This window comes from Paenibacillus sp. B-A-8 (assembly GCF_048572915.1).
GTDB lineage: Bacteria > Bacillota > Bacilli > Paenibacillales > Paenibacillaceae > Paenibacillus_AQ.
Genome location: NZ_CP183882.1, coordinates 2,784,722 through 2,807,017 on the forward strand (window position 1 = coordinate 2,784,722; position 22,296 = coordinate 2,807,017).

Consider the following 22,296-nt stretch of genomic DNA (forward strand, 5'->3'; position numbering starts at 1 on the left):
TCAATCGCTATAGAGAGGTCTTGAACGATTGAAGTTATCCTCCTGTAACATTAATTTTTAGGAGTAGTTAGCGTTTGAATATGCTCGATCATCGAGAATATACTTTCGCCATTGGATGAGACGAGCTCAATCATTGGAGCCTGAACAGTTTTTAATAATCCGACTTTATGGGACTGATCGGCCAGATCTAGCATAATGAAATGACCTTCCATTTTTTTAAGCTGTTGAATGAAGGTATGCTCTGGTGAAATAGCAGCCTGGTTTGTCTGAAGTGCTTCTGGTTTTAAAGCGTAAGGTGCAATTTCAGCGGGATAAGGGTGCAGGTATTTCAGGTGTTTCAAATGAACGAGTATTGTGCCAAAAACAGGGGAAAAGAAGACTAAATAATCGGATAAAATGTTCTGAATATAACCATAAAGGCTATGAACTCCTAAAACGTAGATTTCTGTGAAGCTCCCCTTTGCATTTTCTATTATAGATTGAAGTGAAAGTGGTGCTCCGCTAGAAGCTGTAGAGAGAGGAAGAGTTAGTGGAAGATTATCATGTAGCTCTGGGAGTGCTTCCACATCATCTCTTATCAACTTAATATGTGCCTTCGGAAGGTAGAAGTAGTTTTCCTGGTTCTTAATAACAATGATATCTTGGCCAATCTCGATCAATACGCCTTCCAAAGGCTGGGACGTTCCTGAAATCATTACAGAAATTCTTTTTCCTAAAAGACTATTCATCAAATTCATGAGAATCTCTCCTTTATTGTAGGTGAGGATAATCTAAATATATGTTCCGGAGATATAAAAGTAGTGGTTGTTTTAACTACTTATTTAAATAATAGTTATACAACTAGTCGCAAATTTATAGAAACGAATACTATGTATTATCTCAACTGGAAGGGAGTCAAAGAGGATGAAACATGTAGATTTGCGAATTGATCAGCAAGCAGGCGTAGGGCAGGGTTACTTTGTTAACGAGGTTTTTCCTGGGGTTAATGCTTTAATAGAAGTGAAAAATGAGGGGAAGAGTGTTCTGCAGCTTATCGTGACTCGTTACGATGCTCCAACTATTACTACTGATGTTCCTCCGCATTCTGAATTTGCAATAGAGATTGGTAACATTCAAACGATTGGTATTTTTGTTCCTGGTGCCCCAAATACGGAAAGAGGTAAAGGACGTTTAATTATCATTCCTAATTTCTCTAACATCAATCTCGTATAATTCATAGTAGAAAGATTTCTAGCGATGATTAAATCTTTGGAAAATATCGCATCCCTGTCTAAATTATGGGATGCGATATTTTGGTTGTTCTAGATAAGTAGGAGAGAGAGTTTTCGCTCATTTATAGTGTCCGCCGATCTTTCCAGATCTGTCCTTAAGCTGCCCGGCATCTGTGAAAGAAGCTGCCCGTCCAATGATCGTCTCCCCGTATTTATTTTTGAGGGCATCGGTGGCCCGCTCGAGTTCACGATAGCGAGGGCGAGACTCAAATAGCGTTAGCTGGTACTGGCTTTCGTCAGATAGATTGGACAAGCTTAAGTGAATTCTGCGTACAGGCTGGCCGTCCCAGTGTAGCTTGAAGAGCGAAAGAGCAGCCTCATATACCAACAGGGTGGCATTCGTAGGATCGCTCATTGTAGTCTGCCTTGAGAAGCCTGTTGGGTCATCAAAGCTGGCACCTTGGCAGCCGACAGACACGACTGCACCATGTACTTTCAATTTGCGGCAACGTCTACATACAAGCTCAGACAGCTCTAAGATGATGGTCTTGATATCTTGCAGCTTATAGTAATCCCGTGGCAGCGTCATTTGGTGCCCAACACTTTTAGGTGCGACTTCATAGGTGCTTGGGCTCACGGGGCTGTCATCGATCCCATTGGCTATCCGCCAATATAGCTCGGCATCGATATCACATTTTTTGTGGAATTTCTCCCGCATGCGCCATTTTAGTTCGCTTAACGGCATCTGTGCCAGATGGCCAATCGTTGTGATACCCATACTCTGGAAGTGAGCAGACATGCGGCGGCCTACCATGAATAGCTCGCTAATGGGGAGGGGCCAGAGTACATCGGGAAGTTGTTCTTTAGTGAGGGTGAATATACCCGCTTTGTTCTTCTTGGCCCACAGGTCGCAGGCCATTTTGGCGGTAACCTTAGAGTATCCAATGCCAATGCGCGCACGTACGCCTGTATTTCTGAGAATTAGATCTTGAATGGCGGTGGCAATCTCGCTTGGGCTGCCAAATAAACTGAGGCTACCGCTGACATCTATAAACTGCTCATCGATAGAATAGGGTTCTACCTGGTCACTAAATTTGCGCAGAATGTCTGTGATTTGAGAGGAGACATCGATATATTGCTGCATATGCGGTCTGACCACGATGACCTCGGGGCATTTCGCCAGCGCTTCTTTCAACGTCTCGGCAGTAGTAATGCCAAAAGATTTGGCTATAGGACAGGCAGCAAGTACAATACCGCTCCGTCGAGCGGGGTCTCCGGCGACGATAAGTGGCTTGTTGCTGTACTGCGGATTAGAGGCTTTCTCCACGGAGGCATAGAAGCTTTGGCAATCGGATAGCATAATGACACGCTCTTTATTCATAGGTTCACACGCTCCAGGTGAGGTAGAAATACGTTAGATGTTTTCTTATCATTATAATACGAACATATGATCGTGTATATTCATATTTATTTCCATTATTTTGTTTCGAGTGTGCACAGACCTGTAGCCACCCCTCCAGAGACAATCGTGAGGATGGAGTGGAAGAAGGTTTCTTTAGAAATCAGGAGTCCCCCAGCGCCGATAATCATAAAGTCAGTTAAGAAGATGATAACTCCAAGGTTGAGCGGTACATACTTTTTAATAAATTGAGCAAGCAGATCGGTTCCACCCGTACTTGCTTTAAACCGCAGCATAATTCCAAGTCCCGTTCCCATCAAAAAACCGCCAATAATGGCGCTAGAAACGGAACCAAACTCAAAATAATACAGAAAGTAATATTGAAAAGGACCGAGAAGTTCGATCAGAAATGATGAGATTAATAGACCGAGTACACTGTTGTAAAAGATATCGCGTTCCTTTAACCAAGCGAGCAGGAAGATAGGAAAGCTGCAGAGAATTATAGCTACGCCAATTTTTGCGTCGGATAAATAATTGATAATGAGGGCTATCCCTATTATTCCCCCATCCAGGATTTTATATGGGACGAGAAAAAAATTAGTTCCCGCAGCAATGAGTAAGCTTCCTAAAAGAATGATTAAGTATCTTAATGGCCGCATATTTTAACATCTCCAGATTAAAGGCATGTCTATAAATATGCTTGTCACTTCCAAAAAATTGCAGTTGAACAAAAAAACCTGATTAGAAATCAGGCTTAGAAAGTCTTATATTACATAGTATGTGAGGGATAGGGCATCTAATGCTCAATAGATACCGAGTAAAAGTGACTAATGCAATAGAGTCCGAAACGTACAATAGATACCAGTACACGAGACCAAGTAGTCTGCTTAACGGGAGTAACGCTTGCGGAAGCGAAGCGGAGAGATTCCGATCTGCTGAGCAAACCGACGCGAGAAGTAGGCGGTGCTCTCGAAGCCGGTACGTTCTGCGATTCCGGCTATAGAGATCTCTGTCTTGAGCAGCAGCAGCTTGGCTTGTTCCAAACGATAGTCTGTTAAATACTCCATTGGAGTCAGTCCGTATACCCGTTTCATGCAGCGAGCAAGGTAGTTATAGTGAAAATGCAGCGCATCCGCCAGTGAGGTATTGGAAAGAGGCTCCGCATAATGATTGCGGATATAAGTCTCCGTCTGCTCGGCGATTTCCACCGCATGACTTTCTGAAGTATCATGCTGTGCTAGATCCATCATCCGCAGCATTTCTTCAAATATACGTTGCTGCTGCCAAACTGCGCTGGAACGCCGACCCGTAGACAGCTGCAATAGCATCTGGGCTTGTCCGCTCCGTTCAAAGGGGTCAGGAAGGGGACCAAACTGTGGCACGCGAATGGTATATGGATGAGTAAGAAACTGCCGAAAATGTGTTTCACGGTTAATATACACGGGTTCACCCTCAGAGCTAGACCAATCTGCAAGGGTATGAAAATGAATCCATATGAATGAAGTGATCTCTTCGCACGGCTTAACGGAATAATGATAGCGATCGGGCAGCAGTAGCAGTGTATGGCCAGCCGAAACTTCCCATTGATTACGCTCTTCGCCGATAAATAGACAGCCCTGTTCTACAATAAGCAGATCAAATACCCCAATATGGCTTCTATTCGGATGCTGATCTCCGGGTTGATAAACGGTGTGATTGCATTCTAGAAAATAAGGAAATGGCGGGGCAGCGAAATGTATAAATGATGGGTTCACTGTGTAATTTATCGCTCCTTTCTATATTCGTTTGAACTTAAATTAAACTTCGAAAGTGAAGTGTGAAATAGTACAAAAAAGGGGTTGCTTCTGATCGTATTTTTTATCTATTCTACCTTCTATAATTGTAATTAGCGAGTATGAAATAAGAGTGAGGGGAAGATGAGAATGAACAAAATTATACAAGATCAGCAAGTTGCAAAAGATCAAACGGTTAACATTAAGGATGATTTCTGGGGCGGATATATTCGGCTGGTTCAGGATGTTGTAATTCCGTATCAATATGAGGCCTTGCACGATAGAGCATCGGGGGCTGAACCTAGTCATGCCATAGCTAACTTTGAGATTGCTGCGGGCCGGAAGACAGGCGAGTTTTACGGCTGGGTATTTCAAGACAGTGATGTGGCCAAGTGGCTGGAGGCTGTAGGTTATTCTTTAAGCATCAAACGTGATTCCGATCTGGAGCGTCAAGCGGATGAAGTGATTGACCTCGTTGGCGAAGCACAGCAGGAGGATGGGTACTTAAATACTTATTTTACGATCAAAGAACCGGGTAAACGCTGGACCAATCTGAACGATTGTCACGAGTTGTACTGCGCGGGACATTTCATTGAGGCCGCTGTTTCTTACTATGAAGCTACCGGAAAAAGAAAACTGCTCGACATCATGTGCCGAATGGTTGATCATATCGATTCTGTGTTTGGCCCGGAAGAAGGTAAAATGCGGGGCTATGATGGACATCAGGAGATTGAACTCGCACTCGTTAAGTTGTACCGGCTTACAGGTGAGGAACGATATTTGAAGCTCAGCAGCTTTTTTATTAATGAGCGAGGACAACAACCAAACTTTTTAAAGGAACAATGGGATAATCTGGGGAGTATCAATTTTTTCACGGGTCAGAAGGAGAATTTAGATTTAAAATATTACCAGAGCCATCTTCCGGTAAGAGAGCAGGAAGTGGCTGTAGGGCATGCTGTGCGTGCGGTTTATATGTATACTGCTATGGCAGATCTAGCTGCTATTACAGGAGATGCTACACTTCGTGAAGCATGCGAGAGACTGTGGAATAACATAACTAACAAGCAAATGTATATTACTGGCGGGATCGGTTCTACGCATCGAGGTGAGGCGTTCACCTTCGACTATGATTTGCCTAACGATTCGGTGTACGCAGAGACCTGTGCCTCTATTGGATTGATCTTTTTTGCACAGCGTATGCTGAGAATATCGCCGGATGCACGTTATGCCGATGTTATGGAGCGGGCACTTTATAACAATGTGCTGGGCTCGATGGCACAGGATGGCAAGCACTATTTTTATGTGAATCCACTGGAAGTATGGCCACAGACATGCAGCTGCAACCCGGATAAACATCATGTGAAGTCTGAGCGTCAAGGTTGGTTTGGCTGTGCCTGCTGTCCTCCGAATGTGGCGCGTCTGCTGACTTCACTCAATCAATACATTTACACGGTTCATGGGGATACGCTCTACACGAATTTGTATATTGGCAGTGAGCTGACAACTAAGCTGGGTGGAGCGGAGGTTACAATTCAGCAAGAGAGTAACTATCCATGGAAAGGTACAGTCTCCATGAAGATTAATCCGGTAGTGGAAGCGGAGTTTGGCATTGCATTGCGGATTCCGTCGTGGAGTCAAGGGATGGAGATCAGAGTCAATGGTGAGGCCTTGAATACAGCTGAGAACATTGAACAGGGGTACCTCGTTATTCGGAGAGAGTGGAGAGCCGGAGATGTCATCGAAATGCATGACCCAATGGAGGCACATCGCGTCTACGCTCATCCAAATTTGCGTGCCGATGCTCAAAAGGTAACGATTCAACGCGGGCCGTTTGTGTATTGTCTTGAAAGTATCGATAATGGTGAGCCTTTAAGCTCTATTTCTTTAAAAGAAGACGGTGAACTTACGGCGGCGTTCAATGAGACTTTGCTTGGCGGCGCGGTTGTTGTAGAGGCAGACGGACTGCGTATTGATCAAGAGGGCTGGAATGGAGGACTTTACAGCAGAGAGAAAGCACCCCTTCAACCGGTTAAGGTTAAGGCTGTTCCATATTACTTATGGGGGAATCGTGGCAGTGGTGAAATGAAGGTATGGATTCCTGAAGCCAGCGTTTAAGGTATAGGATAGACGTAGACTTCGGGGAAGGGTTACTGTTTAGCAATCGGGGCAGCTGGATTATTCAGCCTGTCCTTTTTTTTGATTAAGATGTACGGTGATGCTCGTCGCCCCTATGTCCAGCCATTTTGATCTATTCTTAACGCTCTGATTCATACGCCTTAATACTCCCAACACAATTCCATCCACGCTGTTCACCAAATCAGAGAAACCTGTATTTAGGATAGCTGGGATTTGCGCTTTATTGTATGCTATATTTGATTGATCGGGACAAGGTAGCTGATTATTTTACAGAAAATATTGGAGGCATCACAATGAGCAAACGTTATCGAATTACAAGAGCTATGCAGAATGATGGAGATTCAGTACAAACCATATCTTTAGAAGAGTGTAAGCAATATTTCGCGTCCAAACCTGATTTCACCTATACATCAGTTTATACAGTAGTAGGCGCCACTACGATGTCGATTGAGGGAGAATTCTTTATGTGGAGCTTTGGCGATGCTACAATCCCGTTTAGGTATTATGAAGGCGATATTTACGTTTCCGGCAGCAATGAAGCTGTGATCCCGAGAATGCTTGAGGTTGCGAGTGATTTAAGAGCAGATATTATGGAAGGGTAAAAAAATGACCCCTGAAGGGTTCAGGGGTCATCTAGTGTTATTTATAGATCCGCCCAATCGTTCAAGCGAACGGTTGAGCGGATTTTTTTTAACCTAGTTCTACAACTACTTGGTGTACAGCACCGTCTCCAACAGGAGCGATGATGTTACCTTCTACAGCTACGCCATCCAAAGTAAGACTAGCTACACCTTTAGATACATGGTTCGGGTTCTTGATTTGAATCACATAAGTATCTCCACGGAAGACACGTGTGATTTCAAAGCTGTCCCACTCTGTAGGAATACAAGGATCGATCTTCAGACCATTGAAATCGGCTTGAATACCAAGGATAGATTGTGTAATCGCTACATAGTTCCAAGCAGCAGTGCCAGTCAACCAGGAGTTTTTAGCTTCCCCGTGACGAACGGCATCTTTACCTGCGATCATTTGGGAGTAGACATAAGGCTCTGTGCGGTGAATTTCGCTGATATCCTCCAAATAAGCCGGAGCAATTTTAGCGTAAATTTCAAACGCTCTGTCGCCATGTCCAAGTACCGTTTCAGCGATCATGATCCAAGGGTTGTTGTGGCAGAAAATACCGGCATTTTCTTTGTAGCCCGGAGGGTACGTAGAAATTTCACCCAGGTTCAGATAGTACTTGGAATATGGTGGTTGTTGCAATACAATACCGTATTTAGTGTCCAAATGTTCTTGAACGGAAGACAGGGCTTTTTCAGCTTGACCATCTTCTACACCGATACCAGCCATAACACAGATTCCTTGTGGCTCGATGAAGATTTTACCTTCTTCGTTTTCTTTGGAACCGATCTTGTCGCCATAGTGGTCATAAGCGCGTAGGAACCAGTCGCCATCGAAGCCGTGAGTCAGTGTGATTTCACGCATGTTGTCAATTTTAGCTTCGGCATCCACAGCTATATCGTCAAGTCCACGCATCCGGCAGATTTCAGCATAGTCCGGTCCAACGAAGACGAACAGACCTGCGATAAATACGGATTCCGCTACGCGACCTTCGATGTTGGCAGTGGTTTGGAAAGATTCACCTGGCTCTGTAGAGAAGCAATTCAGGTTCAAGCAGTCATTCCAGTCCGCACGTCCGATCAGCGGCAAGCCATGAGGTCCGAGATTGTTAGTTACATGCTCGAAAGAGCGTTTCAAGTGCTCGAACAGAGTAGCCGTGTTATCCGGGTTGCTGTCAAAAGGAACCTGCTCATCGAGAATCGAAGTGTCGCCAGTTTCTTTAATGTAAGCAGCCGTTCCTAGGATCAACCAAAGCGGATCATCGTTAAAGCCGGTACCGACTTCGTTGTTACCTTTTTTGGTGAGCGGTTGGTACTGGTGATACGCACTGCCATCTTCAAATTGTGTAGCCGCGATATCGAGAATACGTTCTTTAGCACGTTCAGGGATTTGGTGCACAAATCCGAGCAAGTCTTGGTTGGAATCACGGAAGCCCATACCACGGCCAATACCGGATTCAAAGTAAGAAGCGGAACGGGACATATTGAAGGTAACCATACATTGATATGGATTCCAGATGTTAACCATGCGATCCAGTTTCTCGTCGCCGCTTTGGATTTGATATTTAGACAGCAGGTTATCCCAGTGAGCAGCAAGAGCGGCAAGTGCAGCATCTACTTGAGCGTCTGTAGCAAATTGTGCGATCATCGCTTCTGCTGGTTTTTTGTTGATTACGTTCAGGGATTCCCATTTATCTTCTTCAGGGTTCTCGATGTAGCCAAGTACAAAGATGAAGCTTTGTTCTTCGCCTGGTTCAAGTGTAATGTTCAGTGCGTGTGATCCGATAGGGGACCAGCCGCTAGCTACGGAGTTAGTAGGTTCACCTGCAACTACAGCTTGCGGGCTTTCCAGACCGTTGTACATGCCTACGAAGGCTTCACGGTCAGTATCGAAACCAGCGATTTCTTTATTTACGGAGTAGAAAGCATAGTGATTTCTGCGCTCACGGTATTCGGTTTTGTGATAGATAACGGAATCCTTCACTTCAACTTCACCGGTGCTGAGATTGCGTTGGAAGTTGGTCATATCATCTTGTGCATTCCAGAGACAGAACTCTGCAAAAGAGAACAGTTTCACGGATTTTTTAGCGGAGCCAGTGTTCTTCACTACAAGACGGTGTACTTCAGCATTATGACCCATAGGTACAAAAGCAAGCTGGTTCACAGAGATGCCATTGCGTTCGCCAGTAATGGAAGTGTAGCCAAGACCGTGACGGCATTCGTAGAAGTCTAGATCACGTTTTACCGGCATCCAGCCTGGGGTCCAGAAATCACCATCGTCATAAAGATAGTAGTAGCGGCCGCCAGTATCCAATGGGATATTGTTATAACGGTAACGGGTCAATCTTCTGAGACGAGCGTCTCTATAGAAGGTGTAACCACCAGCTGTATTAGAAATAAGTCCGAAAAATTGCTCATTACCAAGGTAGTTAATCCAAGGGTAAGGTGTTTTAGGTGTGTTAATTACATACTCTTTACGAGTGTCGTCAAAGGTACCGAATTTCATGTGAGAAAGTCTCCTTTCGATTGTGAACGCGCGTTTATAAGTTTCAGAAAAAATTCCCTCGAGGGAAGGGAGTTTTCTCAATGGTTTTCAAGCAGGATAACTAAAGCAGTAGTTTCGATACCGAATCATAGCAGCTTCACAGAAAAATATGTAGATTTCTTCAGCGAAGGATGATCTTAAGCTACTTCTTCGGTGGTTGACAGGAATCTCTCTCCACTAAACGAGCTGGAAAGCTGATCGTACTAAACGTCGGCTGCTGTGAATCACACAGCTCGATTACCTTTTCCACTGCGGCCTTGGACATTTCATAGATCGGCAAGCGTACAGAGGTCAGCTTAGGCTGAATACGAGATGCTAACTGAATGTCATCAAATCCGGCAATGGAGATATCCTCGGGGATAATAATTCCATGCTCAGAGAACGCTTCCATCGCTGATATAGCCATGTCATCGTTGGAGGAGAAGAAGGCTGTTGGCAATGGCTCGCCAGAAGCGAGAAGCTTCTTAACCTCTTCGTAAGCGGTCTCCTTCAGAAAATCACCCTTCAGGATAAATTTCTCATTCATAGGTAGGCCATGCTTCTTCAGCGTATCCTCATAGGCAGTATAACGCTCTCGACCAGAGTACGTATTCATTTGCCCACAGATGATGCCGATCTCTTGATGACCTTGAGAGATCAAATATTCAATCGCTTCTGTGGTGCCCTCGTAATCCTTGGAGTTCACAATAGCTAGATGATTGCGATCTAGGTGCTCCGACATAATCTCAGAGATATCATAATCAATTAATACGAGAGGAGAGTCTAGCCCTACCATTTCTCGGACGATATTAATATCCTTCTGAGTGCCGACAATTATACCGCCGTCAATCCGTTTCTGAAGAAAAGCTTGCTTTACCTTGATAAAATCGTCGGGAGAGTAGACCGTATGAATCAGTACATAACATCCGCGGGCATTCGAGGTGTCGACTACGGCATCAACGAATGGAGCAAAGTAATTGTTCTGATAAATTCGGGTGGTATTCTCCTTCTCGTTCATACTGATGGCGAAGAGTCCGATTGTATCGGTCTTCTTACCGGCTAAAGCCCTTGCAAAGCTGTTCGGTTCGTACTGATGTTGCTCAATCACCCGCAGCACTTTGGCACGGGTCTCTTCAGGGACGTTGGAATAGTTGTTGATCACGCGGGATACCGTGCTTCGGGAAACCCCGGCCAACTTAGCTATATCTTCGCTGCGCATGTTTCCCCTCTTTTCATAAACGCGCGTTTATGAGTTTATTGTAAGCGAAAGCATTGTAGAAATCAATCGTAAATAAAAAGAAATTTGAGAAGGCGGGAAGAAACTAGTTAATAGTTTGTATAAGATTTTTACGGAGAAAGTGCATTGAAAGCTATAAAAGTCATGCTACTATTGTGATAATGATTATTGAGAATGATAATCAATGAAAATATAGCATTGGAGTGAAGGGATAATGACAAGATGGGGTCGGAAGTTTTTGTGGGCTGCAGTACTTATTATGGCATTGACCGCGCTGGCGGCGTGCGGAACGAACAATACTGCAAAAGATAACGTTGCTAAAACAGAGAATGCAGGGGAATCAACCTCTGCTAGCAACAGCACGCCAACCGAAGGAAGTGGAAATGCCCAAGAAGAGGGTGCAACTCGGACGATTACAGGGGAATTTGGGGATGTAGAGATTCCAGTTAGCCCTAAACGGGTGGCCGGGATCTATGTTGAAGACTATTTAAAGGCATTGGGTATTACCCCTGTGGTGCAGTGGTATCATCCAAGCTGGGGCAAACAGGATTATTTAAATCTGGATGTGCCAGAATTTGATATCACCGGAAGCATGGAGGTGTTGCTGGAAAAAGACCCCGATTTGATCATTGCGGACGGAGGCGCTGATGCGGCGAGGTATGAACAGTATTCCAAGGTAGCACCAACCTATCGTCTCCCAGAAGCGGTGCTGCAGGACTCAAGACAAGTGCTTACAGCCATTGCTGATGCGCTCGGGATTCCGGAGAAGGCTGAGGCTGTGCTCACCGAGTATGATCAGAAAGTGGCAGATGGAAAAGCTAAATTGCAGCAGGCTCTGGGCCAGGAGAAGGTGGCTGTGATTCGGCTTAATGTAGCGGATAAGACCTTTGCTTTGTTCGGTGTTAAAAACCGTTTTATCGGTGTGATTTATTCTCAATTTGGCCTGACACCCGTGCCTATGGCTGCAGAAATGACCGAATATCAATCTATTATTTCCGAAGAGCTTATTCCTCAGCTCGAAGCGGATCATATCATCGTATTCCCTGACAATGGGGGCTGGGATACTGAAGGAAATCAGGAAGCGATCCAAATTCTTGATGGGCCGCTGTGGAAGAGCCTGCCCGCAGTGAAGAACGGGAATGTTTATAGAATGGAACGTTCCCACTGGCAGACGGGTGCCATCACGGCCAATTCAATGAAGCTTGATGACCTGCTGGAAGCTATGGTGAAATAAACGGCAGCCGCCTATAAGGTATAGCAAAAAGAAGGTCTATCAGCACCCTTGATAGACCTTCTTTTTTGTTTTAAACTGAAGTGAATGAAAATGGTTCTCAATTGGGGGTGGGAGAATGGCAAAAGATTTGCAAGAGAGTAATAGAAGGAAGCTATTCTATAGTTTGATAAATATAGAAACCCAATCCCTGTCAGGAAGCGGACAGAGTGAGGTGCTTCAGGATCACACCCTACTCATTGTATCGGAAGGACAGGGGTTTGTTGAGGCTGAGATGAGGCAGTATCCACTGGAAAAAGGTGCGGGGTTCTTATTCGAACCAGGGCTATTAAGCAAAATCCATGCCGAAGAGCGTGGACTTAGCTTTTATCGGCTTACTTTTGAAATCATCGAAACCGGGGAAAACAGGCAGAGTGAAATAGAAGGAAGGACTAAAGAGGACATCCTTCGATCTGGTTTGCTAAGCTGTAAACCCTTTTCACAATGTAAATTACTGCTAGAGGCTATCTGTCATAGCCGTAGAAGCGCAGATGAGATCGAATGGTTCGCAGGCCATACGCGCTTTCAGGAGCTGCTACTGCTAATCATGCGTGCAAATTCCTCTGTCGTTCAGATCACAGCTGATCATGAGGCCATACAGCGTTCCATTCACTATATGGAGGAGCATTATAACCAAGCCGTAACCGTTGATCACTTGGCTGAAGTTGCAGGCATTACACGTGCTCGCTACACACAAACTTTTAAAGAAGTGACAGGGCGGATTCCCTTGGAGCATTTAAACGGGCTTCGTATTGAAAGAGCGCAGCAGCAGCTACTGCTAACGAATGACCGTATGCATGATATCGCGTTATCAGTCGGATACAGTAATGAGTATTATTTTAATCGGCGTTTTAAAAAATCGGTTGGTGTTACTCCAGGTCAATACAGAAGCTTCCATCAGGAGGGATTGAGGGTGTTTGCTCCTTTTCTGGAAGATTATCTATTGGCTCTGGATATTACGCCTGTTGCGCAATATTCTCACGCCGAGTGGGGGAAACAAGAGTACCTGGCTCTCCACAATGTGCCTGAGGTAGATATTTCGACTCGTAATTGGCAGGAGCTCTCCCAGTATACGCCCGAATTGATCTTGCTGGATAATGGCTTTCATCGTTGGCATCTGGAGGAGTGCAGCCGGATCGCTCCGTTGTTCAAGCTACCTGTTCATCAAGAGGATTGGCGTGCCACATTGTATTCCGCAGCAGCGGTCTTTGGCAGAACGGAACGTGTCCAGGAAGTGATCGGCAATTATGAGCATCAGGCACAGCAAGCCAAGCAGTTACTTACCCGTTACGTCCATAGTCAGACCGTAGCTTGTTTAAGAATCTCAGTCTACGGAATCACTCTCTATGGATGTGAGCATTTGGGGTATACAGGAAGCGTGCTTCATCATGATTTGGGTTTGCAGCCCCATAGCTTGGTTCGGAAGTTGACCCGTGGAAAGAATCGGGTAAACCTGACAAAAGAAGAGCTTGCAAATCTGACTGCGGATCATTTGTTCATTACTTTTGATCGGCTTGAAGGAGGAGGACGGGAACTGCTGGATACACAACTCTGGCGCAGCTTGCCTGCTGTGCGTAACGGCTGCGTATATGAGGTGGATTTCATGGCTTGGATGAATTATGGTGTATTGTCGCATCAGCGCAAGATTGAGGATGTGCTAAAAGCGTTAGGTTAAATTAGAAGCTGGACCATAAGAAGAATAGGACAACAAGTGCCACTATACTGCTGACGCGGGTCATTAGTAAATAAGCCTCACTCGGCTCAATATTACCTTTCACCATCCAACCATATCTCATGTACCATCCGAATCGTGGAAAAAAGATGTTAAGCAGTGCTTACAGCACAAAGAGGAACATAAAAAAACCATGATTTATCACTCCTTTATGTAATGTATACGTGAGACTGAATGGAGGGTGCCCAGCTCAGTGTGAGTTTCCATATATTTATTTAAGCTTAGGCAATATAGACTGATAAAAATGAAAATTGCTTAAGGAGATGATAAATCGTATGGAACATACAGGGCTTTTTTTCGGAGGGGGAGTAGGTGTTATGTTCTTTTTAATTTGGCTTATATCTATTGGATTGGGGATCTACTTTTTCGTCCTGCTTGTAAAATTGGCACGTAGAGGAATAGTGGCCTTAGATTTATACATCTACGCTAAAAATCGTGAGATCCGTACTCGTTACGAGTCGGCGCAAGGCAGGTCAGATGAAATTTAAGGCCATTAAATGATAATGATACATAGAGTATGAAATACCCTAGCTGCCTCAATAGGCGGTTGGGGTATTTTTTGCGGATATATGCAGGACTGTACTTTCGATAAGGTGTGTTTAGCGGTGTACTGTTGTGTTTACATAAAAAAGAGTTCGAAAAATAAAAAAACGTGTTTCTAAAAAAGGAGGAATTGATCGATGTCTAACCAATATACGATGCAAGATCCTACCACTCAGTACACCAAGGCTGGACCTGAATTTCAACAGCAGCAACAAGAGCCGGGGCTCCAGAAGGAGATGAATCCCGTTCCTGATACAGGTGAAGATACCTATCAAGGCACCGGACGTCTGACTGGACGTAAAGCGATTGTTACCGGGGCGGACAGTGGCATAGGTCGTGCTGTTGCGATTGCTTTTGCTCGTGAAGGCGCAGATGTTGTTCTATCCTACATGCCAGAGGAAGAAGCGGATGCAAAGCAGGTTCTCAAGCTGGTGCAGGAAGCAGGACGTACCGCAATCGCCATCCCGGGCGATCTGAAAGATGAGGAATACTGTGAACAGCTCATCGATACTGCGGTTAAGCAGCTAGGTGGGATTGATATATTAGCTAATATTGCGGGCAAGCAGCAATTCGTCTCAGACATCGCTGATCTTACTACGAAGCATTTTGACGATACATTTAAGACGAATGTGTATGCCATGTTCTGGCTGTGCAAAGCGGCAGTGAAGCATATGCAACCGGGTAGCACCATCATCAACACTTCTTCCATTCAAGCCTATAAGCCCTCGCCGATTCTGTTGGACTATGCGACGACCAAAGCTGCAATAAATACATTCAGTAAATCACTCGCTCAGCAAGTTGCCCATAAGGGGATTCGAGTTAATGTAGTGGCGCCAGGTCCCGTGTGGACACCTCTTCAGGTAGTGGGTGGGCAACCAGAGGAAGTGCTGAAAGAGTTCGGTGCGAGCACACCACTTGGTCGTCCGGGACAGCCTGCAGAGATGGCTCCGGCATATGTATTTCTTGCCAGCCAAGAATCGAGCTATGTCAGCGGCGAGACACTGAATGCTAACGGTGGAACTCCAACTCCATAAAAGGCTCGCGGAATATTGATATTGTAAATATAAGCGAATCTTACAAAAGTACCCTACTAATTTCAGCTGTGGGGTGCTTTTGTTTTTATATAGAGAAAGGAGTATTATAGAATTTGATACTTTTTATCCCATTATTTGCATGGAATATTATCTACAACTGATCAAGATTGTCGAATACATAGATTTCCTGCGATTACCCGAGAAATATTTGAGTTGGAACTAAATTAGAGTTTAGTGTAAACCATAGAAAGAACTAGGAGCTGTGTCATGCGTAAAAAGAAACTGGCAATACTTATCATTTCCTTTGTCCTAATTATAGTGTGTTTTCCATCAGGAGCAGTCTTTGCTGATAAAGAAAATGGAGCTGTAATGGATAGTGGAACAAAGGAAAGGCTGATGGAAAAGTATGATCTTGTAGAGCCTGAACCCGCAAATCCATCATCACATTGGAGTCAAAATGATGTTGGAGTCAGTAACCGTATTGCTATATTTGTTAGTATCAGTAGGTTGTATCTGCATCCATATGTATTTGTAGCACAAGAAATGATTCATCATTTGATGAATCAAAGTGATCAACATAAATGACCCATGAGAGGGTCATTTTTTATAAGGATATAAATTAATCGTTCGTTACCTGTATATCTTTCAAAATATAATCCCAGCTATCATAATCGTTCATATCATCAGGAACTTCTAACACACAAACATTATCAATATCCCATTTGATTTCTCGTATCGATGTTAATTCACGAACGGGATTAAGGATAAGAACAGTAAATTCGTTCGGCTTTAATATATCAGACAAAATCGCTTGTAGCTCTACAGCCTGTTCATATGTGGCAGACCATCTAATGAATAAGGTTTTTTTACTGTTGATTAACTTGTCCCAAAATCTTTTAATTCGTAAATCCAGCTTCGCTTTATATGTTGGGTAGGTTGTTGACCAATGTTTACCCATGGTGATTGGAAAATCATGTACAGAGATGATGTTGTAAAATATATCGCGAATAAAATAGGATTGTACTAAAGCATTCTTGTTCTCATTAGGATAGACAGGTAATCCATCCTCCAGAAAAAAATGTGTATCCGCAAGTATTTGCAGGTTTATTAATCCCATGAAGTTTTCAAATCTGTTCTTAAAGAGTTTATTAACATCAGCCAATGAATAAGAAACCATCCAATCAAGTGGCATAGAGAACTTTCTCAAGTTATTTCTTTGCATATTTATAGCAGGAGCACAAGACATACCTAAGCTTACTATTAAATCATAGCTCTCCTTTACATCTTGTAATTTCATGGACTCACCTAATTTCCATCTGGAAAATATTAATGTCGTTGTAACAGCAAATAACCGCTAATCCTTGAAGTTTTTTTACGAAACACCACTCTAAAACCAACATCGTTGTCTAATAAACAAGCTAAGGCGGTGTCAAGTAACCCATTGGGTCTCAAGCTAGGTCTACAAGGCTCGGCATTTCCAATGATGCGGACAGAAATTATTCTACGTGCAGAGCCGCGAACTAAAGGATTTCTGCTCCAAGTGATCAATACTAAATCAGGTTGACGCGTCGCCATTCTGATCTACCCCTTTCTATTAAGCTTCTCTATATTAAATGCACAATAGATTTTAATGTGCTAAACAGAAGCGGAGTATTGAATTCACAAGGATATATTTGAAGAGGGAAATAAAAATGAACACCCTAAGGTGTCCATTGAGAGTCATTATTTTTCAGTTGCTGTATTACCCATTGAGATAGAAATTCTATTCCAGCTGTTGATTTGATTGATGATTAGAACAAGGTCAACATATTGTTTCTCGTCGTAATGTTCACGTACTCGCTTATATAGATCCTCAGGAACTCTTTTGGTAGGGATTAGAGTAATATGTTCAGCTAAATCAAGAGCAACCTTCTCTTCAGGTGTATAAAAGGTACATTCATTCCAAGCATTTAAACAATAAATGCGTTGTTCCGTTTCACCCATTTTACGAGCATCGCTAGTATGCATATCTATACAGAAGGCACACCCGTTAATTTGAGAGACTCTAATTTTGATAAGCTCTCTTGTGGTGCGATTGATTGTAGATTTTTTGGTGTATGTCTCCATATCCATCATAATTTTCATAGCATCTGGAGCAATTTCATAATAAGGAACTCTTTGACTCATAGGGCAAAACTCCTTTGGCTTTAAGTAACTACAATTATACCTCAATACGAACATTTGTGCTACTTTTTATGTCGAGAGTTGATGCGTATACGACGTTAAAGAGGAATACAAAATGTCTTAAAGGGGATTAGTAGGTAGTATTACCTTATTCCGAAATGCATAGTACGACGCTTCAGGTTCTTGTATAAACGGTTTTGTATAAGAACGATGCCCCTTTTTTAGAAGATAAGAACGAGCCCAATAGCTATAAGAGGGATGATAGTGGAGTTCTTCAATGTAATTCGTATAGGACGGATGGGGTTCGAACCAATGACCCCTACCCTGTCGATACGCCTTGAGTAATCATCAAGGAGTTATCGGCTTCACTAGAGGCGGGAGACTTTGAGCAAGTAGCGTATATCTTCACTAACAGCAAGAGCGAAGCAATAATGTGCTATAGCGATATGAATAAGTTAGATGTGACTGAACTAACTACTTTTCTGAATTCAGACAACATTGTTATTCCTATAGAGATTGAGCCGGGAGTAAAATCACCAATAGTTGGAAAAATTACAAGCAAGATGTTTAATGCTCATGATGGAGAAAAGTCACTCATTGTGTGCATTCAGGAATAGGATATGGGCTGACGCATTAATAACTGCTGATCCTTCAATTAAATAGTTCATTCAAAACCGTAATGATTTTTTCCTTAGTTTGTGGCAAACGGTTTTCAGCTCCATCTGGATGTAACGGTTCACCCCAAGTAAAGCCATCTCCTTCGTATCTTGGTATGAGATGCATGTGATAATGATTTAAATCGTTGAATGTCCCGCCATCTTGACTCACTCTAATACCGTCTGGTTTATATAAGCATTTTAAGACAGTTGATAGCATTTTAGAGGCGTCCATGATGCTGTAAGCCGTTTCTTGGTCAATTTCATCGATATCCAAGTAGTGTTTTTTGGGAAGGATTAGCGTGTGCCCTTCATTAAATGGAGCAATATCAAGAACACAAGTAATTCGTTCGTTTTCAAATATTATATTCAAATTAGGTTCAATTCCATTTGCAATCCTACATCCCAAGCATTCCATAGCATCACCCCGATAAAAAGATTTTGTTGTTATTTACAGATAATTCGATTACCTATTAAATTATCCTCCTACACTTAATACCCTCGACAGTCTAGCACTTTTTTTCTTTTGAGAGGAATGGTTTCGTTAGATGATGCGCAGTACTATGATACGGTGGGGATATCAGGCTACAGGGGATTTGATGTTTGAAATTATCATCAGGCAAGCTTATTCAGGAGCATGACGTTCTGAAGACGAAGATACTGGAGAGATGGCACTAGTTCTACAAGCTAAGAACAAGGCGTGTGTAAGAGGTCTGGCGGTTGAAAATAAGATCATTGGTCTAGGTGATTTGCTGGATGTTTGTCCTGATGGTGTCTGGACTATCGTTGGTAACGCTGGAACTTCAGCGTTGCAGGATTGACGCATGCTGTGCAATAAACAAAGAAAAAAGACTCATAGCGTTGATATATGAGTCGAGTTAATTTAACAAGTCATCAGTCCAATGGAGTTAATAACCCTACTCATTAGGATTTATAATAGCTAACACCTGATGATCTTCCCAAATACCGTTAATTCTAACATTTTTCATTGCTATTCCTTCCTTATGAAAACCTGCTTTTTCTAAAACTCTTATAGAACCGATGTTGTGCGGTTGCACTCCAGCTTCAATTCTGTGTAAATGAAGGGTGTTAAAAGCATAATTGACGATTAACTTAACTGATTGTGTGGCAAAACCATTTCCATTATGTTCTTGATCTAAGAAGTATCCAATGAAAGCACTTTGAAAATCTCCACGCATAACTTGGAATAAACTGATGGTGCCAATGAGTTGAGAGTTGTCTTTATAGATACCAAAATAGTATTCGATATCTTTTTGTTTATTTTGCTCCCGTTTTACTATTAATTCTTGCTGTGCTTCTAAAGACCAGTAGTTATCAGAGCGAGTCGTAGAATAATTTGAAAAAAATGAGCGATTTTTATTTTGCATGAGAAGTAATTCCTCAGCATCCGAGAGAATAAATGGTCTAAGAATAATATTTTCACTTTTTAGCATCTAATCTACCTTTCATTTGTTTAATACTTGACATTATATCAGAAAATATAATGGTGGAAAAATTATTCATAGTATTAATTAATGCACAGTACGAAGATACAGGGGCAGAGTGGCTTATTAACTTGATTGAATACCATGATACTCTAGTAAGTGAAGAAGATGAAAATGCGGAGGTCTTCATGATGAGTTGACAGCAACAGAAGCCCGCGCAGACGCAACAGAAGCACGGGGGCAACAGTTGAAAGAGGCTGTAATAGCCCTATTAACCAGCCTTGAAGACAACACTCCGAATGAACTTAGTGAAGAGATACGAATCAAAGAACTGTTACACACCCTTTACCCAGATACCCCAGCACCCAAGGAGGGCAGCTCATGAACCTAGTGAAATTAAAAGATACTATTGAGACCTTAGATAAGCTAAAGGACAGCTATAATGATGTGCGCTTGTTGATTGCCGACCAAGTTAGAGACAAGCAAATGACTGAAGCGAAAAATAACTTTGAGAAATTGGAGTGCTTAGGGAAAGCGATTGATCAAATGGATGAAAGTCCAAGTATAATGACTGGAACAGAGAAAGAAGCATGCATACGGCTGCAATCTGTATTGCTGGGATTCTGGCATTAGCTGTAGTCGTTGCTTTTTTCATAATACCCAAATTTGAGAGGAGCAATTATAAATGAAAAATCAAATAGCAGCGCACTTCAATAAACAAACGAAGGACTCCAAAAAGGAGCTTGTACAGTTCCACGTAAAGGGCGATGACGAAAAGAAGCCTGAACTTAACACAATGACTAGATCGGTTTTTTGTGTTGAGTAAGACGGTGTAGAACAGGCATTGACCACAGAATTCAGTAAGAGCACGAAGGATGCCAAGGCGATGAAGAAGATCGTGAGGAGCCAAGAAAAGGCGTACGAGACAAGGTTAATCCAGACGGTACGATTGAATTGGAAGACAAGGATCAACTCACTCTGGAGGAGGTAGCTGCTGCAGGGGATAAAATATAGGATATTTAAGTTTTTTGTCTTTTGAGGAGAGAGAGCCAGTGACAACTGCAGCTTGGTCAGACTCCCCAAAAGAATTTACTGGAGTTACAACTGATCAAATCTCCAACATAGCTATTCATAATGTAGATACTCAAGCATACCGCAATAACTTTTGAGGACGGATAGAACAAGTGGTGAATCGCATGCCTAAGATGGAAGGGTTCTTGATTAAAGAACGATATATGACAACAGAGTATGATTATATTACTCATGAGGAAGTGAAGGGTGATTGAACCAATATATAAGACTACTTCTGATTATCCCTCTGTACTCACAGCGAAGGAAATCCAACAAATACTTGGTATAGGTGAACGTCAAACATATGAACTATTAAACTCAGCTCAAATTCATATCGTGCGGGTCGGAAAGATGATAAAAGTCTCAAAAGATATATTTCTTAAATGGTTATAGGGATAAAGAAAGTGGTGCCGATTAAGGCACCACTTTTGCTTTAGTCTACTACAGGGTGCCATAATGGTACCAATTCGTATTTCACTCAAAACCTAATTATCCCTAAACAAAAGAAAAAGCCTTATATAATAAGGCTTTTTCAGTATAGGACGGATGGGGTTCGAACCCATGACCCCTACCCTGTCAAGATAGTGCTCTCCCGCTGAGCTACCGTCCTGCGACGAATTTCATAATACCATACGATAGAGTAGGAAGGCAATTCTTTTTTTACAATCTATAGGGATGATAGTTTACATAGTCTTTAAAATAATAAGAAAAGGGGATGCCCCTGACATCCCCTCGCACCGTCTCAGATAAAGAACGGGAGTAGAAATATATCGCTTATTCCGAAAAAAGGGATGCGTCGTGGAAAGAAGCGGCGTCTTGGAAAAAAGCCAGGCCGAAAGCCGAATTGTCTATACGCCGATTCGTGTGTAGGCATTCCGTTTAAACGTTCTATCATTTCGTTGCTGGGAACCGCTAGAGTAACATAGTTTTGATCTACATGGGCAATAAAGCCATCGAAGGACTGACCGTCAGTCGTTGTAATACCAACGTACTTGTTCATACAATTCCAACTGACCTGTTGATGTAAATTTGCATTTGTATCCATGAATAACCTCCTCAATTGAATAACCCTGATAACAGTCTATGGTCCGTAGCCTATAACGTTCACGGCGTTAGCCTAGAGGGCAACCATAAAATTCGGGCTATTTTGTGTGAGGAGGTTAATAACGAAGCGGAATCACTGTCCCATCGTATAGATCAAGTCTTTCTTACCCGTAAGCGGGGAGTCATTTAAAAAATACAGCTTATCGCCACTCCGTTTCACGAACTTCAAAGTATCTCCTTTGTAAGGAACATCGTTATTTTCTGCGTACTCCTGATCCTTTGCAGTAAGCAGCTCCTTGTACAAAAGCGTTCGCTCGCCTGTTTTGCGGTCGATTAAGGTAAGCAATCCTTTTTGATTACCACGGAGAAGAAGGATATCGTTATCAATGCCTTCTATATAGTAAGCATCTTCTTCTGTGCCTCCCAATTTCAAAAGATC

Annotated in this window: 25 protein-coding genes and 1 tRNA gene; 13 read left to right on the forward strand and 13 right to left on the reverse strand. The window is 42.9% G+C overall.

The window, feature by feature from the left end; translation table 11 throughout:
• Positions 1-50: 50 nt before the first annotated feature.
• Positions 51-737 (reverse strand): DUF2642 domain-containing protein, encoded by a 687-nt coding sequence (locus tag ACN6MV_RS11995; protein ID WP_419886424.1) that lies wholly within the window; start codon positions 735-737, stop codon positions 51-53.
• A 166-nt stretch (positions 738-903) separates the two neighbouring features.
• Here ACN6MV_RS11995 and ACN6MV_RS12000 point away from each other — a divergent pair, with 166 nt between their 5' ends.
• The gene (locus ACN6MV_RS12000) at positions 904-1,212 is read left to right on the forward strand and encodes a hypothetical protein (RefSeq protein WP_341112197.1); all 309 of its coding nucleotides are present in this window, start codon (positions 904-906) and stop codon (positions 1,210-1,212) included.
• Between the two features lie 117 nt (positions 1,213-1,329).
• On the opposite strand, the gene ACN6MV_RS12005 is transcribed toward ACN6MV_RS12000, so the two are convergent.
• From ACN6MV_RS12005 to ACN6MV_RS12015, 3 genes are all read right to left on the reverse strand, one after another.
• Complete coding sequence (locus ACN6MV_RS12005; RefSeq protein ID WP_419886425.1) at positions 1,330-2,592, reverse strand: DNA polymerase IV; 1,263 nt, start codon at positions 2,590-2,592, stop codon at positions 1,330-1,332.
• A gap of 95 nt (positions 2,593-2,687) precedes the next feature.
• Complete coding sequence (locus ACN6MV_RS12010) at positions 2,688-3,269, reverse strand: YitT family protein (RefSeq protein ID WP_419886426.1); 582 nt, start codon at positions 3,267-3,269, stop codon at positions 2,688-2,690.
• Positions 3,270-3,497: 228 nt separating this feature from the next.
• Entirely contained in the window at positions 3,498-4,364 is an 867-nt protein-coding gene (locus tag ACN6MV_RS12015; protein ID WP_419886427.1) for a helix-turn-helix transcriptional regulator, read from the reverse strand.
• A 168-nt stretch (positions 4,365-4,532) separates the two neighbouring features.
• Between ACN6MV_RS12015 and ACN6MV_RS12020 the strand changes: the two genes are divergently transcribed.
• Complete coding sequence (locus tag ACN6MV_RS12020) at positions 4,533-6,497, forward strand: glycoside hydrolase family 127 protein (protein WP_419886428.1); 1,965 nt, start codon at positions 4,533-4,535, stop codon at positions 6,495-6,497.
• 314 nt (positions 6,498-6,811) lie between these two features.
• Positions 6,812-7,120: a hypothetical protein gene (locus ACN6MV_RS12025; protein ID WP_341112204.1), complete on the forward strand. Its 309-nt coding sequence runs from the start codon at positions 6,812-6,814 to the stop codon at positions 7,118-7,120.
• Between the two features lie 88 nt (positions 7,121-7,208).
• Here ACN6MV_RS12025 and ACN6MV_RS12030 read toward each other — a convergent pair whose 3' ends face one another.
• Both ACN6MV_RS12030 and ACN6MV_RS12035 read right to left on the reverse strand, forming a co-directional pair.
• Positions 7,209-9,644, reverse strand: a complete 2,436-nt coding sequence (locus ACN6MV_RS12030) for a GH36-type glycosyl hydrolase domain-containing protein (protein ID WP_419886429.1) — start codon at positions 9,642-9,644, stop codon at positions 7,209-7,211.
• Between the two features lie 181 nt (positions 9,645-9,825).
• Complete coding sequence (locus ACN6MV_RS12035; protein ID WP_042126745.1) at positions 9,826-10,881, reverse strand: LacI family DNA-binding transcriptional regulator; 1,056 nt, start codon at positions 10,879-10,881, stop codon at positions 9,826-9,828.
• A 232-nt stretch (positions 10,882-11,113) separates the two neighbouring features.
• Between ACN6MV_RS12035 and ACN6MV_RS12040 the strand changes: the two genes are divergently transcribed.
• From ACN6MV_RS12040 to ACN6MV_RS12060, 5 genes are all read left to right on the forward strand, one after another.
• Complete coding sequence (locus tag ACN6MV_RS12040) at positions 11,114-12,133, forward strand: ABC transporter substrate-binding protein (protein ID WP_419886430.1); 1,020 nt, start codon at positions 11,114-11,116, stop codon at positions 12,131-12,133.
• A 115-nt stretch (positions 12,134-12,248) separates the two neighbouring features.
• Positions 12,249-13,844 carry a helix-turn-helix domain-containing protein gene (locus ACN6MV_RS12045; protein WP_419886431.1) on the forward strand — a complete coding sequence of 532 codons (1,596 nt, stop codon included), beginning with the start codon at positions 12,249-12,251 and terminating at the stop codon, positions 13,842-13,844.
• Between the two features lie 332 nt (positions 13,845-14,176).
• Complete coding sequence (locus tag ACN6MV_RS12050; protein WP_042126752.1) at positions 14,177-14,389, forward strand: hypothetical protein; 213 nt, start codon at positions 14,177-14,179, stop codon at positions 14,387-14,389.
• A 192-nt stretch (positions 14,390-14,581) separates the two neighbouring features.
• On the forward strand, positions 14,582-15,478 hold the full coding sequence (locus ACN6MV_RS12055) for an SDR family oxidoreductase (RefSeq protein WP_042126754.1): 897 nt from the start codon (positions 14,582-14,584) through the stop codon (positions 15,476-15,478).
• 267 nt (positions 15,479-15,745) lie between these two features.
• Positions 15,746-16,063, forward strand: a complete 318-nt coding sequence (locus ACN6MV_RS12060; protein ID WP_419886432.1) for a hypothetical protein — start codon at positions 15,746-15,748, stop codon at positions 16,061-16,063.
• A gap of 34 nt (positions 16,064-16,097) precedes the next feature.
• Here ACN6MV_RS12060 and ACN6MV_RS12065 read toward each other — a convergent pair whose 3' ends face one another.
• The 3 genes from ACN6MV_RS12065 to ACN6MV_RS12075 form a co-directional block, all read right to left on the reverse strand.
• Positions 16,098-16,775 carry a DUF1796 family putative cysteine peptidase gene (locus ACN6MV_RS12065; protein WP_419886433.1) on the reverse strand — a complete coding sequence of 226 codons (678 nt, stop codon included), beginning with the start codon at positions 16,773-16,775 and terminating at the stop codon, positions 16,098-16,100.
• Positions 16,776-17,200: 425 nt separating this feature from the next.
• Positions 17,201-17,644: a carboxymuconolactone decarboxylase family protein gene (locus tag ACN6MV_RS12070; protein WP_042126759.1), complete on the reverse strand. Its 444-nt coding sequence runs from the start codon at positions 17,642-17,644 to the stop codon at positions 17,201-17,203.
• 648 nt (positions 17,645-18,292) lie between these two features.
• Complete coding sequence (locus tag ACN6MV_RS12075) at positions 18,293-18,715, reverse strand: HIT family protein (RefSeq protein WP_042126762.1); 423 nt, start codon at positions 18,713-18,715, stop codon at positions 18,293-18,295.
• Positions 18,716-18,965: 250 nt separating this feature from the next.
• On the opposite strand from ACN6MV_RS12075, the gene ACN6MV_RS12080 reads away from it, so the two are divergent.
• Positions 18,966-19,118 (forward strand): hypothetical protein, encoded by a 153-nt coding sequence (locus ACN6MV_RS12080; RefSeq protein WP_156114783.1) that lies wholly within the window; start codon positions 18,966-18,968, stop codon positions 19,116-19,118.
• A gap of 96 nt (positions 19,119-19,214) precedes the next feature.
• Here the strand turns inward: ACN6MV_RS12080 and ACN6MV_RS12085 are convergent, their stop codons facing one another.
• Complete coding sequence (locus ACN6MV_RS12085; RefSeq protein WP_419886434.1) at positions 19,215-19,751, reverse strand: GNAT family N-acetyltransferase; 537 nt, start codon at positions 19,749-19,751, stop codon at positions 19,215-19,217.
• A 187-nt stretch (positions 19,752-19,938) separates the two neighbouring features.
• On the opposite strand from ACN6MV_RS12085, the gene ACN6MV_RS12090 reads away from it, so the two are divergent.
• The 4 genes from ACN6MV_RS12090 (at position 19,939) to ACN6MV_RS12105 (ending at position 21,206) form a co-directional block, all read left to right on the forward strand.
• A complete protein-coding gene (locus ACN6MV_RS12090) occupies positions 19,939-20,127 on the forward strand; it encodes a hypothetical protein (protein WP_042126766.1) in 189 nt (62 codons plus the stop codon).
• Positions 20,124-20,375 carry a hypothetical protein gene (locus tag ACN6MV_RS12095; RefSeq protein ID WP_042126768.1) on the forward strand — a complete coding sequence of 84 codons (252 nt, stop codon included), beginning with the start codon at positions 20,124-20,126 and terminating at the stop codon, positions 20,373-20,375. Before ACN6MV_RS12090 ends, ACN6MV_RS12095 begins: the two co-directional genes overlap by 4 nt.
• Positions 20,376-20,427: 52 nt before the next feature.
• A complete protein-coding gene (locus ACN6MV_RS12100; protein WP_156114784.1) occupies positions 20,428-20,568 on the forward strand; it encodes a hypothetical protein in 141 nt (46 codons plus the stop codon).
• Positions 20,569-21,020: 452 nt separating this feature from the next.
• Positions 21,021-21,206 (forward strand): helix-turn-helix domain-containing protein, encoded by a 186-nt coding sequence (locus ACN6MV_RS12105; protein ID WP_076117716.1) that lies wholly within the window; start codon positions 21,021-21,023, stop codon positions 21,204-21,206.
• 145 nt (positions 21,207-21,351) lie between these two features.
• Here the strand turns inward: ACN6MV_RS12105 and ACN6MV_RS12110 are convergent.
• The 3 genes from ACN6MV_RS12110 to ACN6MV_RS12120 form a co-directional block, all read right to left on the reverse strand.
• A tRNA-Val gene (locus ACN6MV_RS12110) sits at positions 21,352-21,423 on the reverse strand.
• A 132-nt stretch (positions 21,424-21,555) separates the two neighbouring features.
• Positions 21,556-21,858 carry a hypothetical protein gene (locus ACN6MV_RS12115; protein WP_042126772.1) on the reverse strand — a complete coding sequence of 101 codons (303 nt, stop codon included), beginning with the start codon at positions 21,856-21,858 and terminating at the stop codon, positions 21,556-21,558.
• Between the two features lie 132 nt (positions 21,859-21,990).
• Positions 21,991-22,284 (reverse strand): hypothetical protein, encoded by a 294-nt coding sequence (locus tag ACN6MV_RS12120; protein ID WP_419886435.1) that lies wholly within the window; start codon positions 22,282-22,284, stop codon positions 21,991-21,993.
• Between the last annotated feature and the right edge of the window lie 12 nt (positions 22,285-22,296).

Bases quoted from the DNA above. Each gene is read 5' to 3' on its own strand.
- ACN6MV_RS12000 (WP_341112197.1), top strand. From the start codon at position 904: ATGAAACATGTAGATTTGCGAATTGATCAGCAAGCAGGCGTAGGGCAG.
- ACN6MV_RS12050 (WP_042126752.1), top strand. From the start codon at position 14,177: ATGGAACATACAGGGCTTTTTTTCGGAGGGGGAGTAGGTGTTATGTTC.
- ACN6MV_RS12030 (WP_419886429.1), bottom strand. From the start codon at position 9,644: ATGAAATTCGGTACCTTTGACGACACTCGTAAAGAGTATGTAATTAAC.
- ACN6MV_RS12055 (WP_042126754.1), top strand. From the start codon at position 14,582: ATGTCTAACCAATATACGATGCAAGATCCTACCACTCAGTACACCAAG.
- ACN6MV_RS12005 (WP_419886425.1), bottom strand. From the start codon at position 2,592: ATGAATAAAGAGCGTGTCATTATGCTATCCGATTGCCAAAGCTTCTAT.
- ACN6MV_RS12060 (WP_419886432.1), top strand. From the start codon at position 15,746: ATGCGTAAAAAGAAACTGGCAATACTTATCATTTCCTTTGTCCTAATT.
- ACN6MV_RS12075 (WP_042126762.1), bottom strand. From the start codon at position 18,715: ATGGAATGCTTGGGATGTAGGATTGCAAATGGAATTGAACCTAATTTG.
- ACN6MV_RS12100 (WP_156114784.1), top strand. From the start codon at position 20,428: ATGAAAAATCAAATAGCAGCGCACTTCAATAAACAAACGAAGGACTCC.
- ACN6MV_RS12025 (WP_341112204.1), top strand. From the start codon at position 6,812: ATGAGCAAACGTTATCGAATTACAAGAGCTATGCAGAATGATGGAGAT.
- ACN6MV_RS12045 (WP_419886431.1), top strand. From the start codon at position 12,249: ATGGCAAAAGATTTGCAAGAGAGTAATAGAAGGAAGCTATTCTATAGT.
- ACN6MV_RS12020 (WP_419886428.1), top strand. From the start codon at position 4,533: ATGAACAAAATTATACAAGATCAGCAAGTTGCAAAAGATCAAACGGTT.
- ACN6MV_RS12070 (WP_042126759.1), bottom strand. From the start codon at position 17,644: ATGAGTCAAAGAGTTCCTTATTATGAAATTGCTCCAGATGCTATGAAA.
- ACN6MV_RS12080 (WP_156114783.1), top strand. From the start codon at position 18,966: ATGGCACTAGTTCTACAAGCTAAGAACAAGGCGTGTGTAAGAGGTCTG.
- ACN6MV_RS12065 (WP_419886433.1), bottom strand. From the start codon at position 16,775: ATGAAATTACAAGATGTAAAGGAGAGCTATGATTTAATAGTAAGCTTA.
- ACN6MV_RS12035 (WP_042126745.1), bottom strand. From the start codon at position 10,881: ATGCGCAGCGAAGATATAGCTAAGTTGGCCGGGGTTTCCCGAAGCACG.
- ACN6MV_RS12095 (WP_042126768.1), top strand. From the start codon at position 20,124: ATGAACCTAGTGAAATTAAAAGATACTATTGAGACCTTAGATAAGCTA.
- ACN6MV_RS12115 (WP_042126772.1), bottom strand. From the start codon at position 21,858: ATGGATACAAATGCAAATTTACATCAACAGGTCAGTTGGAATTGTATG.
- ACN6MV_RS12040 (WP_419886430.1), top strand. From the start codon at position 11,114: ATGACAAGATGGGGTCGGAAGTTTTTGTGGGCTGCAGTACTTATTATG.
- ACN6MV_RS11995 (WP_419886424.1), bottom strand. From the start codon at position 737: ATGAATTTGATGAATAGTCTTTTAGGAAAAAGAATTTCTGTAATGATT.
- ACN6MV_RS12010 (WP_419886426.1), bottom strand. From the start codon at position 3,269: ATGCGGCCATTAAGATACTTAATCATTCTTTTAGGAAGCTTACTCATT.
- ACN6MV_RS12085 (WP_419886434.1), bottom strand. From the start codon at position 19,751: ATGCTAAAAAGTGAAAATATTATTCTTAGACCATTTATTCTCTCGGAT.